Raw genomic sequence first — 15,526 nt, 5'->3', positions numbered from 1 at the left:
GATCAATGGATTATCTTTGCAAGCCAGGATACTGCCAAATGCCAGAAGTTCTAAGCAGGTCACGGTAGATCACGAGCTTCTCATCGCTGGTCACCTTTTGTGCTTCTTCAAGCGATTTGTAATCCAAATACACAGCGTTGGTGAAGTTTCTGCTTGCTGCTTTACCGTTCATTTTGCTATAGAAACTATCAGCTTCTTTGAAGACCGCAATTGCTCTGCGAATGTGGCTTGCGCTTGTCACGATCGTCACATCTTTCAGGCCTTCTTTTTCCAGAATAGCTGTCGAGAACAGACCATTTTCAACGGTATCTGTAGATTTATTTTCAAGAATAATCCGATCTTTATTAATGCCCTGTGCGATCAACCACTGGCTCATAGCATCGGCTTCTGTAACACCTTGCTTCGGAACTCCGCCTGTTACAATAATTTTAGAATTCGGATATTTATTCGCTACAGCGAGACCGGATTTCAAACGCTCAATCAACGTATCCTTCATCGTGCCGTCATCAGCAAGTGCATATCCCAGAATTACAATCGCATGATTCTTGGACTGTACGTTTGTTGGAACAGTTGTAATCAGCTTTTCATTAAATACCTTCTCTGTCCGCTCTAACTTTTGCAGGTACTGATTTGTTTTCTGAGCGTCGATCTGTTTCAGCTTGGAAATTGCAGCTTTGTAGGCAGCTCCGTCTCCATTGGCTTTCGAATACACGCCATAAAGTAGGTTTGCATTAAAATTGTTAGGCGCTAAATTCAAAATCTGTCTATAGGTTTGCAAAGCCTCCGGAACTTTCTTCTCAATGATTAATGTGGAAGCTAGAGAGAATTTCAGATCCAAATCAAACGGGTCAAGCAGTGTTGCTTCCTTAAAGGCGTTCTCAACAACGTCATACTTTCCTTTAAGCGTAATCCCTTTGAAAATATCCTTCTCTGACTGTTGAACATCGCCACCATGCCAGTAGTAATACATGGCCAGGTCCTTATATTGATTAATTCTTTGGTATGTCGGCTCATCGTTTCTAATCTGTTGTACAGCGGTATTCTCTGCGCCTGCAGCTCTTACTGGTGCTGTCGTTGTCACATACGCCGTTGCAAAGGTAACGGTTGTCATCGTAACTGCTAAAGCTAAACCTAATTTCTTCTTGATGTCTCTCATGTTGTCCTCCAGGTTTTCGTATTGCCCCGTTGGTATGGGGTTGCGATTACTAACTTTATAAAATTAACATTGATTTGTTAGCTTAGCATGAGGACAAGGTAAAGCTGTTGTAAAGGAATGTAGAATCCGTGCTTACTTTATATTAAAAACAAACATGATCAAAAACATAAGTGGAGGAATCGCTAATGCGGGCAAAATATTTAATGTTTTCATTTTTTTAATCCCTAAAATACTTAGCCCTGAACATAATATTAAAACACCACCAATGATAGATATCTCATTTAACAGATCTGCATTTAAAGAACTCTCTACTAGTTTCGCGATTAAAAAGAATGAACCTTGCCAGCAGAATAAGACTAGAGCAGATAGCGCTATACCAATACCAAATGTTGAAGCTAAAACGATAGAAGTTATAAAATCCAACATTCCATTCGTAAATAAATAAGTCATGTCACCTTTTAGAGCCGCTTCGATCGGGCCAAGTATAGAAAGTGAACCCATACAAAATAATAAAATAGCCGTTGATAATCCCTCGGCCAGTTTCCCTTTTGAAAACCTACTAACAACTGTAGAAAATCTCTCTTCCAAGTTGATCTTTTGCCCAATTAATACCCCCAGGGCTAAACTAACAATAAATAGAACCGGGTATTTACTAGAAGGCATATGCTGTACAATCGAATTTACCCCAAGCGCTAACGCGGCTAATCCCATTGCGTTCATCAACATTTCTTGGTACTCGTTCTTGATCCCCTTTTTAAAAACACTTCCAATAATACTACCCAGAATAATCATTAGTACATTAAAGGCTGTACCCAACATTCTCTCTTTCTCCTTTCAAAATAGGCATATCCAAAAAAATAAACCCTCTAGTAACTAGAGGGTCAAGACATTTCTTTTCGACTAAAAGGCAATAATATTTCTGTAACGTACTTATCCACGCTGTTAGTGATTCCGTAGTCAATCAGTGTTATTTCGATGGAATCATCGACGATATGATAACCCATTTGCACACTATACTTAAGTAGTTCTTCATAATATGGAGCAGCATTGATATGTGTCCCACTGAATCGAACTCTTAAATATTCACGAGCGGGAAAAATAACAGCAGCCTTTGGAATTTCATCGCCTTCCTCTAAAATCATAAAAATACTGTTGTAGCGGTCAAATTTATTTGCCCCAATATCCTGAAGTGCAACCGAAATCCCGATTTTACCCAAAAATATACTTTCTTCAATGTTGAAATTTTTTCTTAATTCAGCAATAGGATACTCAATATCATCACCAGGTCTATAATCATGGGTTAGATGGGCCACTTTAAGTTTCGGCAGCTTCACTTCCATAATGGTTCCTAATGGATGATTTATCGCATCATGAATCTGAGTCAGACGGCGTTTGATTTTTCGATCGACCAGTTCTAATTCTCTCTTTTTATTAGCAATTTCAGTTTGTTGTCTTTCTAACATCTCAATCAGTTTATCCGTATCACGGTAGTCAAAGAAATCCAAAAGGTCGCTGATTGGCAAGCCTAGTGCTCTTAAATATTTGATCGTACTTAATCTTTCGAAATGTTGGGTTGAATAATAGCGATAATTATTGTTCTTATCTATATATTCTGGTTTCAAGAGCCCGATCTCATCGTAATATCGAAGCGTGGAGATTTTAACCTGGAATAATTTTGATACTTCACCTATGGTGAATAGCTCTTTCATGCCTATACCGCCTTTTCAAATATCTTTTGCTTGCTTATTTATTGTAAAATAGCCACCTCTATTATGTTACCACAAAAAAAGCGCCAGCTTTCTTATAGACGTTCTGAGAACGCGTTCGAAAGCATGGCGCTTATGTATAGGTATTATTCCATTCTCTGAAGCCAACCGGCTTCCAGCATTTCATTAACATTTAGGGACTTATGATGTGGCGGATCAAGCTTGCCTTCGTTGACGAGTCTAATGACTTCTTCCCGGTAAGGGCTGCTTAGATCGATTCCTACGATGGACCAATTATTATCGATTTCGGGAGATATATTTTGACGTTCCCGAATGCACTCCACAAGGTAATCACGAATGCTGCCTGGCGATTCCCAATGTTTCTTAGCGCTCACCAGCTTAGAAGCCTTTAACAAACTGCTGTAACGGTAATTGTTGACCGCCAGCTGTAGCTCTTCCGTATCCGTGAGTGGACGACCCTCGAACATAACATCAACTATACGTTCACCGGCAGGCTTAGACAGATCAATTCCGTAATTAATGCCAGCAAAGAGATCATAGAGATAGCCCGGTACCTCCGGATCAAAACTGATTGATAGATCGCCTTCTTTCCATTGATTATAATGGGCCGCAGAGACTTCCATGTATGCTTTCAGTTCTTTGCCGGTTACAGTAACAACGTAGAGCAGATTATCGAAAGGATAGACGCTGTATATATTCCCGTAGGTAATGTCTCCCTGCTTAAGATCCGCCCTGTCTGAAAAAAGAGTTGTCGCAACTACGTCCGCGCCGCTATACTGTAGCATTGCTTTTTGGATCAGCTTGACGATGGCGGTATCCCTTAGCTTCCATTCCGAGATTCCTCTGATCTCTTCCTGTGGCTGGAAATCGGCGGTTGCCTGACCCAGAATACCTCCACCGGCTATATCAGATGAAGCGCCTCCTCCATTCTCAACGAAGGTAATCGTCTCTTCATGTGCACCCTGAACGAGCGCCCGGATGTCTGGATCTGGCGCGTAAGCTCCCATATCAATAAGCGAGACTTCGCGTCCGACGATTGTTGGCCCTCTGCCGTCCAGCTGAACGGTGAGATCGAATCGGACAACTTCACGCCCCAGATTGCGTGGACCTCCAATGATCGTATCGCCGATCCGCTCCTTAACGGGAATGTGCATATGCCCAACCACCAGGACATCGGTACCCGGAACTCGTGTGGCGATGCATTCTGCGGAATCGGAGCCGCCTTCTTCATCGAACTCCGCGACCATTCCAGCATGGGCACTAACAATGACGATGTCTGCTAATCCATCAGCTTTGAGCGATGTGACCAGTTCGAGTGCGGTTTCATCCATTGGGCTGAAACACAGCTCCTTCACCTTATCTCCGTCCCATCTTGGCACATTCGGATTCGTCAGACCGACAATCGCAATCTTAATGCCTTGTACCTCCACGATGGTATAAGACTCCGCGAACGACTCCCCGCTGATGTATGATGCATTAGCTGCCAGGACAGGGAAATCCAGCTCCCGTATACATTTGTGGACAAGGTCCAGTCCGAAGTTAAAGTCATGGTTGCCCAAGGTCATGGCGTCATACTTCATTGCATTAAGTACTTGTGACACCGGATGAACGACATCCGGCTGTTTGTTAAACACATCATCGGTCAGGATATTTCCCTGATACAAATCACCGTTATCAATCAGAATGACTTCTGACCCGCTCTTCCTCACCTCCTGGACATATGTCGCCACTCTCGCCATTCCATCATTGGCCGTCTCCGTGTTGTCTTCGTAACGGTATCCCCAAATGTTGCCGTGGAGATCGGAGGTTGCAATGATCGCAATGTTGACTATATTTTCTGTTCCGCCTGCTTCAACCATCATGTTTCTCGTTCTCCATTCTTATGACATTCACTTCAATATCGCACCTGCCGTAAAGCTCTTCTCCATCTGATCGCTGAATAGTACGTACGCTATTATGATCGGAATTGTTGAAATGACCATAGCTGCTGCCAGCGGTCCCCAACTGATACTGTATTGCCCGCTGAAACTCATCAGACCGAGCGGCAATGTCCGCAAACTGGACTTTTGAACAAAGGTGGTAGCCATCAGAAGCTCGTTCCATACAGCCAGAAATACGAAAATGGCAACTGAAGCGAGCGGCGGTTTGAGAAGCGGCAGCACCACCCGGAAGAACGACTTCAAGACACCACAGCCGTCCATAAAAGCAGCTTCCTCCAGTTCCTTGGGCATACTCCGTAAAAAAGCAGTCAGGATATATACGCTGATCGGCAGATTGACGGCGATGTACGGCAGAATGATCGACAATCTTGAATTGAGAATATTGAGATTTTTCAGAATCATAAAGAGCGGGATGAGCGTCGCGTGAATCGGTACCATGACGCCCATCAGCAGGACAAACAAAATAAGATTATTCCATTTGAATCTCATTCGAGTCAGGGCATACGCCATCATAGCTGCCAGCAGCAGCACACAGCATAGTGTAATGACCGTAACCCATACGCTGTTAAAAAAGTATTGGCTAACTTTAGCGCTAACCCACGCCTCAGTGAAATTGTCAAAACGCCATACCTTCGGGAGTGACCACACCGCTCCGCCGATAATCTCCGAATTGTCTTTAAATGCACTTCCAATAAGCCAGTACAACGGGAACAACTGGAGGACAGCGATGATGGACATTAAGAAGTAAATACTGAATTTTTTAGTAGTCTTGAACATGATCGGTCCTCCTTAATATTCGATTTTTTCCCGGGTCATGACCTTGTTCAGTACCCAGGAAATGACGAGGCATTCCAGTACCATAAATACGGCCAGCGCGCTTCCGTATCCGAAGTTTTGCTTCAGGAACGCTTCCTGGAACATCTTCAGCGCAACCACGGTCGTAGAATGAAGCGGTCCGCCGTTGGTCATTACATACACACTTTCGAACGTTTTGAGTGCGTAGATGACATTCAGAACAACACATACCCGAATCACGTCGGCAATCAGCGGTAGCGTAATATGACGCACGGCGATCCAGCCTGTAGCTCCGTCCAGCTTCGCCGCTTCGTAATACTGCTCCGGTATGCCTTGAATGCCTGCAAAAAGCATCAGCATATTGTAGCCTACATAATGCCACGTGGTTACGATGAGAACGGACAATAATGCAGTCGCGGTATCACCGAGCCATGCTTGAGTCCAGCCTCCCAGCCCGATGACTTCCAGTAATTCATTCAGCATACCGATATTGGGATCATAAATTTTGACCCACAGCAAACTCACCATTGTCGTCGACATCACCACAGGGAAGAAGTAGATATTGCGGAACCATTTATGCCCCTTTACTTTCCTGGACACCAGGAGAGCTAGACCAAAGGAGAGTGGCAGCTGAATGAACACGCCGACAGCGATAAAGGCCAGACTGTTCCAGACCGCTTTCCAAAAGCTCGTGTCTTTCGTGAACATCTGAATATAGTTATCAATTCCAATGAATGTCATCGGGTTGATGCCATCCCATTTCTGGAGACTGTAATAAGCCGTAATTAATATTGGTACAAAATAAAACGTCAAAAATAGTATCAGGCCGGGCAGTAAGAACAAAGCGAGCATCTTTTTGCTTGATAGTGCCTTTTCCATGAATGATCCACCTATCAGGTTAAATAAAAAGCGATGCGGCCTGAAGCGACTGCACCGCTTTTCTCCAAAATGTAACTCTCTTTTTTTTAAAATCCTTAACTTCTTGGAGCTTGTACGTTACCGGGTCCTACTCCGTCTTGCGGAGTGTTGTTTCGAGTTGAGCCGTAAATTGTTCCGGGTTTAACACAGATCCAAATAGTTGTTGTGTCAGATCGCGGTATTCCTGGCCGACAGCGGCTGGTACAAGACCAAACCAGATTGCCTGTGTTTTTTTCGTTTTGCCGATATCCGCCGAATATGCGGAAAGCTGCTCGTTCTGGATTTCCGGTTTTACATCACTTTTTGCATAACCAGGAAGTCCTTTTTTAAGAAATTCATCGTTGAGCTTCAGGGACATCCGGACGGCAAATTCCTTGGCTGCTTCTACATTCTCTGAGCTGTTGTTAGCAAATAGGGAGTATGGCGCTTTAGGATTCTGGAAGCCGATCGTTGCACTGTACGGATCTTCTGTACCTGTCTTTGGAAACACAATGTACCCGAGATCATCACCCATTGCTTCTGTCAGAGAGGAGAAGTTAAAGCTGCCGTCAACCCACATTACAGCTTTATTGTTCTTGAACAATTCCTGTGCGTCCAGATAGGCCGAGCCGAGGAATCCCTTTTGGAAAGCATTCGTGTCAACCAGCGTGCGAATCTTGTTTGCTGCTTCAACAAACGGTGCATCGGTAAACTTACCTTGGCCGCTCATGGCATTATCAAATGCATCCGCATTCTCACGCAATACTAACATGTTATAGAGCAGATCTCCCTGCCATCTTTCCTTACCGCCAAGTGCAATCGGAATCAGGCCTTTATCGTTCGCAGCTTTAACAACAGACTGGAGGTCATCCCATGTGGCCGGAGCAGAAACCCCAAGCTCATTGATCAGCTTTTTGTTGTAGTAGAGCACCAGCGTAGTGCTGATATTGGCTGGAACGGAGTAAATGTTACCATCCTCTTCTTTGACCAGCCGATCGTCCAGAAATTTCGAGCCAAGGCCGGTGGATTCCAGCACATCGTTCAGCGGTGCAGCCGTCTTTAATTGCAACACAGGGGTCCGGAATGATAATCCGGCATGCTGTTCAAAGACATCTGGTAGTTCGTTCGCCGCAAGGGCTACACTCAGCTTGGTTTTGTAGGTTTCATCCTGGATATACTCGTAGTTCAGCTTAATACCCATTTCGGATGCAGTAGCTTCTGCAGAGGCCTGGAAAATAGGATCTGTATCGAATGTCCATAAGGTTAGCGATTTGCCGCTGTTTGCTTCCTGTGTCTCTTTTGTCTGGGTGCCATCTACCTTCTCTTCTGCAGCTCCTCCACAAGCCGTAAGCACCGTACTCACTAATGTAACCGATGCTGCAACCATGCCAAGCTTCTTACCAATCATCTGTCTTGGACCACCTTTCAACAAGTTAGCGGATTTGAATTACAGGTACAATCTTATCAACACCTCAGCAGCCTTCGAATGGATAAATCTTTGTTCCACCTGTAATATTTTTAGCTATGTCATAGTAGTTAACATAGAATTTACGTATAGAAAAATATAGCACTGAAAGTTTACTTGTAATTAATACAAGTAGAAATGATTTTGCCGTCCTCTAGGGGACGGTATCCGTTTCAGTGTAAATTCTTATATTTAAAAAAGCCCGGCAAGAATGCCGGACTTTGCCAGTACATGATCAGGTTCTCACTGGATAGGAGCCGCTGTTCACTTTATTGGGAGTGATGCCGAATTTCTTCTTAAAGCATTTGCTGAAGTAGAACGGATCGTTATAGCCAACCTGATAAGCTACGGTTGCAACCTTTGGCGGCTCATCAGAGGTTTCCTTCCGTAAGATTTCCATTGCTTTACTCAGCCTCACATTCGTTACATACTCCACAAAAGATTCTCCGGTTTCCTTCTTGAAGACATGACTTAAATAGCTGGGATTAACGAATAGAGCGCCAGCGGTGTGCTGAAGCGAAAGCTTGTCGTCGGCATACCGTTCCTTTACGAAAGCCATTGCATTCTTGATCAGTTGTTTCCCCCCGGCAGGCTGCTGCCCTTCCTCCTGGGGAGATGTGTAGCCCGCCTCTTTTTTTAACCGGTTAATATAACGAAGCTCTTCCCATTTCTCAGTCAGTCCCGCCCGGATCTTCATCAGTGCTGTTTCAAGCGCTTCTTCATCAATAGGTTTCAGTAAATAGTAGTCTGCTCCGAGTGAAATCGCCCTTTGTGCGTACCCAAATACATCATAGCTTGTGATAAACATCAGCTTCGCCGATGACTGCATACCACGTATCGCCTTTATAAAATCAAGACCGTTCATCTGCGGCATCTCGATATCCGTAATAATAAGGTCAATCTCTTGCTCCTCAATAATCTTGATGGCAGCTGCGCCATCTTCCGCCTCGGCAGTCACCTCGAAGCCAAGACGTTCCCAGTCGATGAGATTCATCAGCAGCTGTCTAAAATAATACTCATCATCCACGATGAGGACGCGGCTAATCGGCGGAGTATTCATCTATTGGTCAACCTCCTTGGCTTCAATGACTTTTAGGATAATGGGCAAACGGACCAGCACCTCTGTCCCTTGTCCGGGTTCTGAGGAGATCTCAATGCCGTAAGGCTTGCCGAAACGGAGCCTGATCCGGTCCTGAATATTTTTCAATCCAAAACTGTACAGTTCCCCTTCCCCGCTGTTGGACCAGATATGCCGCTGCTGTTCAGCGCTCATCCCTATGCCGTTGTCGCGAACAATAAAGCAAAGGTTACGATTCTCCCCATCCTGCTCTATATAGCCCAGGATTTCGCACATTCCTCCACCCGGCATCATCCTGATGCCATGTTGGATGGCATTCTCGACGAGCGGCTGCAGCAGCATTGTTGGCACTTGATAATCGCTGATATCAGGGTCAAACTGAATGCGGTACTGCAGACGATTGAAGCGGATTTGCTGAATGTACAGATAACTCTGCAAATGCTTCTCCTCTTGCAAGGCACTAATAAGCTCCTGACCGTTGCTAAGCGAGATACGGAAAAAGTCACCAAGGGCCTTTAGCATCTTGCTAATGTCCTTGGCATTGGCCATGACCGCCATTGAACGTATCGTTTCCAGCGTATTATACAGAAAGTGAGGTTTGATCTGAGAATATAACAACCTAAGCTCCAGAAGCCGCTGTTTGTTGGCCTCATCTTCAACGCGATGGACCAAATGCTGAATCCGATCTACCATTTCGTTAAAAGTCGTGCCGAGCTGGCTGAACTCATCCTTCGTTTCAACCGGCGCGCGCGTATCGAGATTTCCAGCCCCCACTTCGACAAAGGCCTTGCTCAAGCGATTAAGCGGACGGGTGAGCAGACGTGAAAAGACGGTAGACAGCCCGATTGCCGTTAAGATGCTGATGAGACCAAAAACGATCATTAACAGCGTGATTTTCCAGAAGCCTTGCGTCAACGTCGAGGTCGGCACCAGATGGACAACCTTCCAGCCATAGGGCTTAAGCTGCTGGAAGGAGACTAGATACCGCTGTCCCTTCACCTCAAAAATTTTACTGCCTTCATCAGTACCATTGACCCAATGGGCAAAAGAATAATCTTTAATCGATGTGCTCACCAGTGCTTGCTGAGTAGAGGACAATATGATCCCGTCCGGGTTGACAATTAATGTAGAATTCTGCTCATTCTGATCATTACGATATAACTGCTCAAGTATCCGCTCATCCATATTCACATATAAATAGCCGAGCGGCGTTCCTTTTTCCATACTTTTGATGACTCTGCTCACGCTAATCATACGCTTATTCTTCAACCCCGATTGAAAAGATGGACTGAACGTATCCACCCAGACTGCACCGCCTCTTGCTGCATCGATGGCTTCCTTTGGATACACGGAGAGGCTTTGCAGCGTAACATTGGTTAAGTTCGACGTATAATATAGCTCGCCTTGATTGGACTCTATAATGACCGAGTCGATGTTCGGTTCCGACTCCAGCATGGCAGCCAGCGTATTGTAAATCGATTTCAATGCGGCTCCATCTGAGCTTGTCCCCGTCTTCTGACTAAGTACGTTCTGAGTAGCCTGATTGATCAGTGCTAGTTTCGAGAAATTTTGTACCGAGAGGAGTGCCGTGGACAGCGATTTCGCCATCAGGTTGATCTCTTGCTGCGAACCCGCAGCCGTCCGCTCCAACGTCTGGTTAAATACAACCCGGTAGATGTTGACCGTGAAGAAGACCAGTGCCAGGGAGACAATCAGGATGTTGGTAATATTTATTTTTTGACGAAGCGACAAGCTCCGCCTGAAGCGGAGGATCTTAATGGCTGTAACCTCCTTAAAGCCAGAGAAGTAATTGTTGTTCTGATGTTTCGCTTATGTAAATATAAAGGTGAAACATTTGCTCAGTATTAAACATAAGAGGAGGAGAAAAGTGCTCTACCTAAAAAGGCCAACCAGAATATTCTGGCTGACCTAATTGACCGAGCGTTCTCAGATCTATTTTACACTCCATTCCTTTTCAAAAAATGAAGCATTAGTTCTCCGATTTCAAGCGCGTGTGTTTCGAGGGCAAAGTGTCCTGTATCCAATAAATGCACCTCCGCTTTAGGTACATCTTTTTTAAATGCTTTGGCGCCGGCCGGAATAAAGGAAACATCATTTTCACCCCATACTGCCAATAAGGGCGGCTGGTGTGTTCGGAGATAATCTTGAAATTGCGAGTACAGTCTTACATTGCTTTGATAATCAAAAATTAAATCTAATTGTTTTTCATCATTTCCCGGTCGAGACATATACGCAATATCAAGAGTATAACCATCTGGAGAAACCCTCTTGTCTTGGGTCCCCTGAACATATTGGTTCTTGATCGTGTCAGGTGCAAAAGCAGTTCGATAACTTTCTCTTTTTTCAGGAGTAGGATTACTCCAATATTCTTCTCGTGCTGCCCACTTCTCTCCTAATCCTTCACGATAGATATTCCCATTCTGGCTGATTATGGCTGTTACACGCTCTGGACGATGCATGGCTATACGAAAACCAATCGGAGCCCCATAATCAAAGACATATAACGCATACTGAGTCAGCTTTAGTTTATCAATAAAGGACTCCATAATTTCAGTAATATGGTCAAATGTATACTGAAAATCTTCTCTGTCAGGTGATGATGTATTCCCGAACCCCGGATAATCAGGAGCAATGACATAATAATCGTTCTCCAACACAGGGATTAGTTCTCTGAACATATGACTAGCAGACGGAAAGCCATGAAGCAATACAATGACCGGTTTATCAGGATCACCAGCTTTACGATAAAACACCTTTAATCCTTCTATCTCTACTGAATGATAAGTCGTCATATGATAACCTCCTATTACCAGTGATTATCCCCAACTGCTCAACAGATATTCACCTTATTATGTGCAGACACCCAGGTGTCTTCTATGATGATACATCATTCTTGTTATCATGAAAAATGCAGAAACAAGATGCCAGGCATCTCTATTTTATATATCTAGCAATATTTCAATCTAAACTTCGGTCCCTAATATTTATAGTGAGTTTTCTCTCGTTCTATATAGATTATTATCATAATTAAAAGCGCCATGCTTTCTTGTAGACGTTCTGAGAACGCGTTCGAAAGCATGGCGCTTATGTAAAGGTATTATTCCATTATCTCGATGGTTCTAATAATTTTAGCTGGATTACCGCCCACAATCACTTGATCTGGTACACTCTTAGTAACCACTGCCCCTGAAGCAATAACAACATTATTTCCGATGCTTACTCCTGGATTAATAATAGCTCCTCCACCTACCCATACATTATTCCCGATCGTTACCGGTTGTCCTAACTCAGGTCCCTTAATCCGTTCATAAGGGTCGATTGGGTGGGTAGCCGTGTACACATGAACACCTGGACCGAACATGCAGTTATCGCCAATGCGTACTTCGCAGACATCTAGAATCGTGCAGTCAAAGTTGGTAAAGAAGTTCTCGCCTACATGGATGTTATATCCATAGTCAAAGCGAATATTGGGCTCCATATATACGTTCTTCCCCGTTGTTCCTAATAATTCTTTAAGTAATTGTACTCTCCATTCAACATCTGCTTCCGTTGATTGATTATATAATCTCGTCATCCTTCTGGCATGGGTTCGCTCACGTTCCAATTCAGAATCGCTCGCCAAATATAACTCACCAGCTAGCATTTTTTGTTTTTCTGTTCTCATATAGTCCCCTATCCTAAGTCTTCGCTGATGATTCTGCGATTCTTGAAGTAATATAAATGATCATGCTCATTGATTTCACGCAGAACTTTACAAGGATTCCCCACTGCAATTACATCAGAAGGAATGTCCTTAGTAACTACGCTGCCTGCACCGATTACTGTATTGTCACCAATAGAAATCCCTGGAAGTATAATTACTCCTGCTCCGATCCAGCAGTTTCTTCCAATGGATACTGGAGAATTGAATTGATACGCTTGTTCGCGTAGCTCTGGCAAAATGGGATGACCTGCGGTTGCTACGGTAACATTAGGACCGAACATGGTGTAGTCTCCTACGTAAATATGCGTGTCGTCCACTAAAGTCAGATTGAAATTCGCATAAATGTTTTTACCAAAATGAACATGCTTCCCACCCCAGTTCGCATGAAAAGGCGGTTCGATATAGCAACCCTCGCCAATCTCTGCGAACATCTCCTTTAGCAGTGCTACTCTTTTGTCACTTTCTAAGGGACGCGTTTGATTAAAATCGTACAGTCGTTCTAGACACTGGGTCTGTTCTTTACTCAGCTCATCATTCCCTGGCAAATACAAACTTCCATCGTGAAGCTTTTCTCTAATACTCATTCGTTCATCTCCTTATCGAATTTCATTTACCACTCCACCTCATCAAAACGCATATCCTTGTAATAATATTCTCTGTCATGCTCTGTAATCTCGCGGAGTACCTTGCATGGATTTCCTACAGCAATAACGTTAGCGGGAATGCTTTTGGTGACGACGCTTCCTGCTCCGATTACACTTCCTCTACCAATCGTTACCCCAGGCAGAATAATTGCACCGCTGCCGATCCAGGCTCCATCCTCAATCACTACGGGCAGAGCATACATTGCACCTTCTTTTCGCTTCACAGGATGAACAGGATGACTGGTGACTGCGATCGTAACATTCGGGCCAAACATAACATCGTTTCCAATATCCACCTTATAATCATCAACTACTGTTAAATTAAAGTTCATGTACACATTGTTGCCCACCGTTGTATTTGAGCCGTAAGACATACGAATCGGAGGTTCCATCCACACGTTATTGCCCATTCTGCCAAAGAGTTGTTTCATTAAGGTCTTACGCCCTTCGATATCGTCGGGATGTAAACGATTGATCTCATAACAAAGTACCTTGCCGCGCTGACGCGCTCGTTCCAATTCAGCAGCTTCCTCTGGATAATTATTATCATGATCCGTAAATAGTTGGCAGGCAGCCATTCGTTCTCTTATATTCATTACTTAATCTCCTTTAGCATTTGCTGATGTTATCCGTTCTCCGCAAAGTTCCTTGTAATATTGTTAAGCCATTTATATTGACGATACCGATAATAAGCCGCTGGTAATTTAATGATTTCATCTAGGCTGATAACGGCATATAAAATAACGGGAGGTACCTGCCAGACAAAAGCACACATGTAGCTAAGCGGCAGTATAATGCCCCACATGACAATCGTATCGCACCAAAAACCAAACTTGGAATCTCCGCCAGCGATGAAGAGCCCTGCAATGGTTGTAGCATTCAAGGATTTTGCAATGCAATAATAAGCACAGATATAAAGCATTGGCCCTAAAATATCTTGTGCGGTTCCGCTTAAATTCACGGCATTCAAAACTAGCGGCTTCAACAATAAAATCGTACAGCCAGCCAAGACCCCGAAAATCAGCGCGTAGAGAATCATTCTGCTGCCAGCTTGCTTCGCTTTATCCAACTGCCCATTCCCAAGATATTTCCCGACGAGCACCGCTCCGCCGGTGGCAATACCCCCACACAGTACAATAGCCAAATTCTTCACTACAGAAGCGACCGAATTCGCTGCCACCATATCCGCACTGACATGACCAATAATCGCTGTGGTTGTCGTGATCGCCCCGCCCCATACCAGATAATTACCTTGAACCGGTAAGGTGTACTTCATGAAATCCTTGAACAAATGACGTCCTACATGATCCCATTTCTGAAATTTGAAGCCAATGGAACCTCTTGTAGCAGAATGAATCAAGCAACATCCGAGTTCAATAAAACGCGCAATGACCGTGGCAAGTGCAACTGCTTGAATAGCCTTAATCGGGTTCCCTGGATAGAGTATAAAGATACATATTGCATTAAGCCCTATATTCAAAATCAGGCACATCGAGCTAATCCAAGCCGAAAGCCGCGCGTTCTCCATACTTCGAATCACACCGAGATACATCTGAGAGATACTCATTGCAAGAAAAGAAATCGAATTATAGCGCAAAAAATGTGCTCCATACTGAATTAACTCGCTGTCCCTTGTAAAAAAACTCATCAGCATCTCCGGATACAAAAAGGAAAACATGAAGAAAAGCAGAGAGATACATAACGAGAATAGGCATGCAATACTCAGCACACGCTGAATGGTTCGAAGATCCTTTTTCCCCCAATACTGTGCAGTTAGGATTCCTGCTCCTGCTGATATCCCCATATAAAACAAGCTCAAAATAAACGTAATCTGACCTGCAAGCGATACGGCTGACATTGCAGATTGGCTAATCATCCCCAGCATGACTACATCCGCTGAAATGACCATCGCCGAGATTAGGTTTTGCAGTGCAATGGGAATGACTAGTGTTAACAACTCACGGTGAAACGATGGATTTATCGCCCTAGTATTAATATTATTTCTTTTCACCTCACAACCCTTTCTTCTCCTGTACTTGTCACAATATCAATATAGACTAAATAAATTGGCATTATCCATTAATATCGAATATAATTCTA

General features: G+C 44.0%; 14 protein-coding genes. All 14 read right to left on the bottom strand.

Annotated features, from left to right (window positions below):
- Positions 1 to 10: 10 nt before the first annotated feature.
- Positions 11 to 1,156 carry an ElyC/SanA/YdcF family protein gene (locus tag ACFORK_RS09580; protein WP_379198061.1) on the bottom strand — a complete coding sequence of 382 codons (1,146 nt, stop codon included), beginning with the start codon at positions 1,154 to 1,156 and terminating at the stop codon, positions 11 to 13.
- A 132-nt stretch (positions 1,157 to 1,288) separates the two neighbouring features.
- Positions 1,289 to 1,975 (bottom strand): DUF554 domain-containing protein, encoded by a 687-nt coding sequence (locus ACFORK_RS09575; protein WP_379198059.1) that lies wholly within the window; start codon positions 1,973 to 1,975, stop codon positions 1,289 to 1,291.
- A 62-nt stretch (positions 1,976 to 2,037) separates the two neighbouring features.
- Positions 2,038 to 2,865 carry a MerR family transcriptional regulator gene (locus ACFORK_RS09570; RefSeq protein WP_379198057.1) on the bottom strand — a complete coding sequence of 276 codons (828 nt, stop codon included), beginning with the start codon at positions 2,863 to 2,865 and terminating at the stop codon, positions 2,038 to 2,040.
- A 143-nt stretch (positions 2,866 to 3,008) separates the two neighbouring features.
- Positions 3,009 to 4,745 carry a bifunctional metallophosphatase/5'-nucleotidase gene (locus ACFORK_RS09565; RefSeq protein WP_379198055.1) on the bottom strand — a complete coding sequence of 579 codons (1,737 nt, stop codon included), beginning with the start codon at positions 4,743 to 4,745 and terminating at the stop codon, positions 3,009 to 3,011.
- A gap of 27 nt (positions 4,746 to 4,772) precedes the next feature.
- Positions 4,773 to 5,600, bottom strand: coding sequence for a carbohydrate ABC transporter permease (locus ACFORK_RS09560; protein WP_379198053.1), 828 nt, complete (start codon positions 5,598 to 5,600; stop codon positions 4,773 to 4,775).
- Between the two features lie 12 nt (positions 5,601 to 5,612).
- A complete protein-coding gene (locus ACFORK_RS09555) occupies positions 5,613 to 6,497 on the bottom strand; it encodes a carbohydrate ABC transporter permease (RefSeq protein WP_379198051.1) in 885 nt (294 codons plus the stop codon).
- Positions 6,498 to 6,624: 127 nt separating this feature from the next.
- Positions 6,625 to 7,923, bottom strand: a complete 1,299-nt coding sequence (locus ACFORK_RS09550; RefSeq protein WP_379198049.1) for an ABC transporter substrate-binding protein — start codon at positions 7,921 to 7,923, stop codon at positions 6,625 to 6,627.
- Between the two features lie 292 nt (positions 7,924 to 8,215).
- The gene (locus tag ACFORK_RS09545) at positions 8,216 to 9,040 is read right to left on the bottom strand and encodes a response regulator (protein WP_379198047.1); all 825 of its coding nucleotides are present in this window, start codon (positions 9,038 to 9,040) and stop codon (positions 8,216 to 8,218) included.
- Positions 9,041 to 10,810, bottom strand: coding sequence for a cache domain-containing sensor histidine kinase (locus ACFORK_RS09540; protein ID WP_379198045.1), 1,770 nt, complete (start codon positions 10,808 to 10,810; stop codon positions 9,041 to 9,043).
- Between the two features lie 206 nt (positions 10,811 to 11,016).
- Positions 11,017 to 11,871, bottom strand: coding sequence for an alpha/beta fold hydrolase (locus ACFORK_RS09535; RefSeq protein ID WP_379198043.1), 855 nt, complete (start codon positions 11,869 to 11,871; stop codon positions 11,017 to 11,019).
- A gap of 305 nt (positions 11,872 to 12,176) precedes the next feature.
- Positions 12,177 to 12,743 (bottom strand): sugar O-acetyltransferase, encoded by a 567-nt coding sequence (locus ACFORK_RS09530; protein WP_379198041.1) that lies wholly within the window; start codon positions 12,741 to 12,743, stop codon positions 12,177 to 12,179.
- An 8-nt stretch (positions 12,744 to 12,751) separates the two neighbouring features.
- Entirely contained in the window at positions 12,752 to 13,366 is a 615-nt protein-coding gene (locus tag ACFORK_RS09525; RefSeq protein ID WP_379198039.1) for a sugar O-acetyltransferase, read from the bottom strand.
- 26 nt (positions 13,367 to 13,392) lie between these two features.
- Entirely contained in the window at positions 13,393 to 14,022 is a 630-nt protein-coding gene (locus ACFORK_RS09520; protein WP_379198037.1) for a sugar O-acetyltransferase, read from the bottom strand.
- A 29-nt stretch (positions 14,023 to 14,051) separates the two neighbouring features.
- Positions 14,052 to 15,383 (bottom strand): MATE family efflux transporter, encoded by a 1,332-nt coding sequence (locus tag ACFORK_RS09515; RefSeq protein WP_379198034.1) that lies wholly within the window; start codon positions 15,381 to 15,383, stop codon positions 14,052 to 14,054.
- Positions 15,384 to 15,526 lie beyond the last annotated feature (143 nt).

It is taken from the genome of Paenibacillus sp. GCM10012306 (assembly GCF_042649265.1).
Classification (GTDB): domain Bacteria; phylum Bacillota; class Bacilli; order Paenibacillales; family Paenibacillaceae; genus Paenibacillus_AQ.
The sequence above is the reverse complement of the archived record's forward strand: the minus strand, read 5'-3'. Positions and strand labels throughout refer to the sequence as shown.

Bases quoted from the DNA above. Each gene is read 5' to 3' on its own strand.
- ACFORK_RS09580 (WP_379198061.1), bottom strand. From the start codon at position 1,156: ATGAGAGACATCAAGAAGAAATTAGGTTTAGCTTTAGCAGTTACGATG.
- ACFORK_RS09575 (WP_379198059.1), bottom strand. From the start codon at position 1,975: ATGTTGGGTACAGCCTTTAATGTACTAATGATTATTCTGGGTAGTATT.
- ACFORK_RS09570 (WP_379198057.1), bottom strand. From the start codon at position 2,865: ATGAAAGAGCTATTCACCATAGGTGAAGTATCAAAATTATTCCAGGTT.
- ACFORK_RS09565 (WP_379198055.1), bottom strand. From the start codon at position 4,745: ATGATGGTTGAAGCAGGCGGAACAGAAAATATAGTCAACATTGCGATC.
- ACFORK_RS09560 (WP_379198053.1), bottom strand. From the start codon at position 5,600: ATGTTCAAGACTACTAAAAAATTCAGTATTTACTTCTTAATGTCCATC.
- ACFORK_RS09555 (WP_379198051.1), bottom strand. From the start codon at position 6,497: ATGGAAAAGGCACTATCAAGCAAAAAGATGCTCGCTTTGTTCTTACTG.
- ACFORK_RS09550 (WP_379198049.1), bottom strand. From the start codon at position 7,923: ATGATTGGTAAGAAGCTTGGCATGGTTGCAGCATCGGTTACATTAGTG.
- ACFORK_RS09545 (WP_379198047.1), bottom strand. From the start codon at position 9,040: ATGAATACTCCGCCGATTAGCCGCGTCCTCATCGTGGATGATGAGTAT.
- ACFORK_RS09535 (WP_379198043.1), bottom strand. From the start codon at position 11,871: ATGACGACTTATCATTCAGTAGAGATAGAAGGATTAAAGGTGTTTTAT.
- ACFORK_RS09530 (WP_379198041.1), bottom strand. From the start codon at position 12,743: ATGAGAACAGAAAAACAAAAAATGCTAGCTGGTGAGTTATATTTGGCG.
- ACFORK_RS09525 (WP_379198039.1), bottom strand. From the start codon at position 13,366: ATGAGTATTAGAGAAAAGCTTCACGATGGAAGTTTGTATTTGCCAGGG.
- ACFORK_RS09520 (WP_379198037.1), bottom strand. From the start codon at position 14,022: ATGAATATAAGAGAACGAATGGCTGCCTGCCAACTATTTACGGATCAT.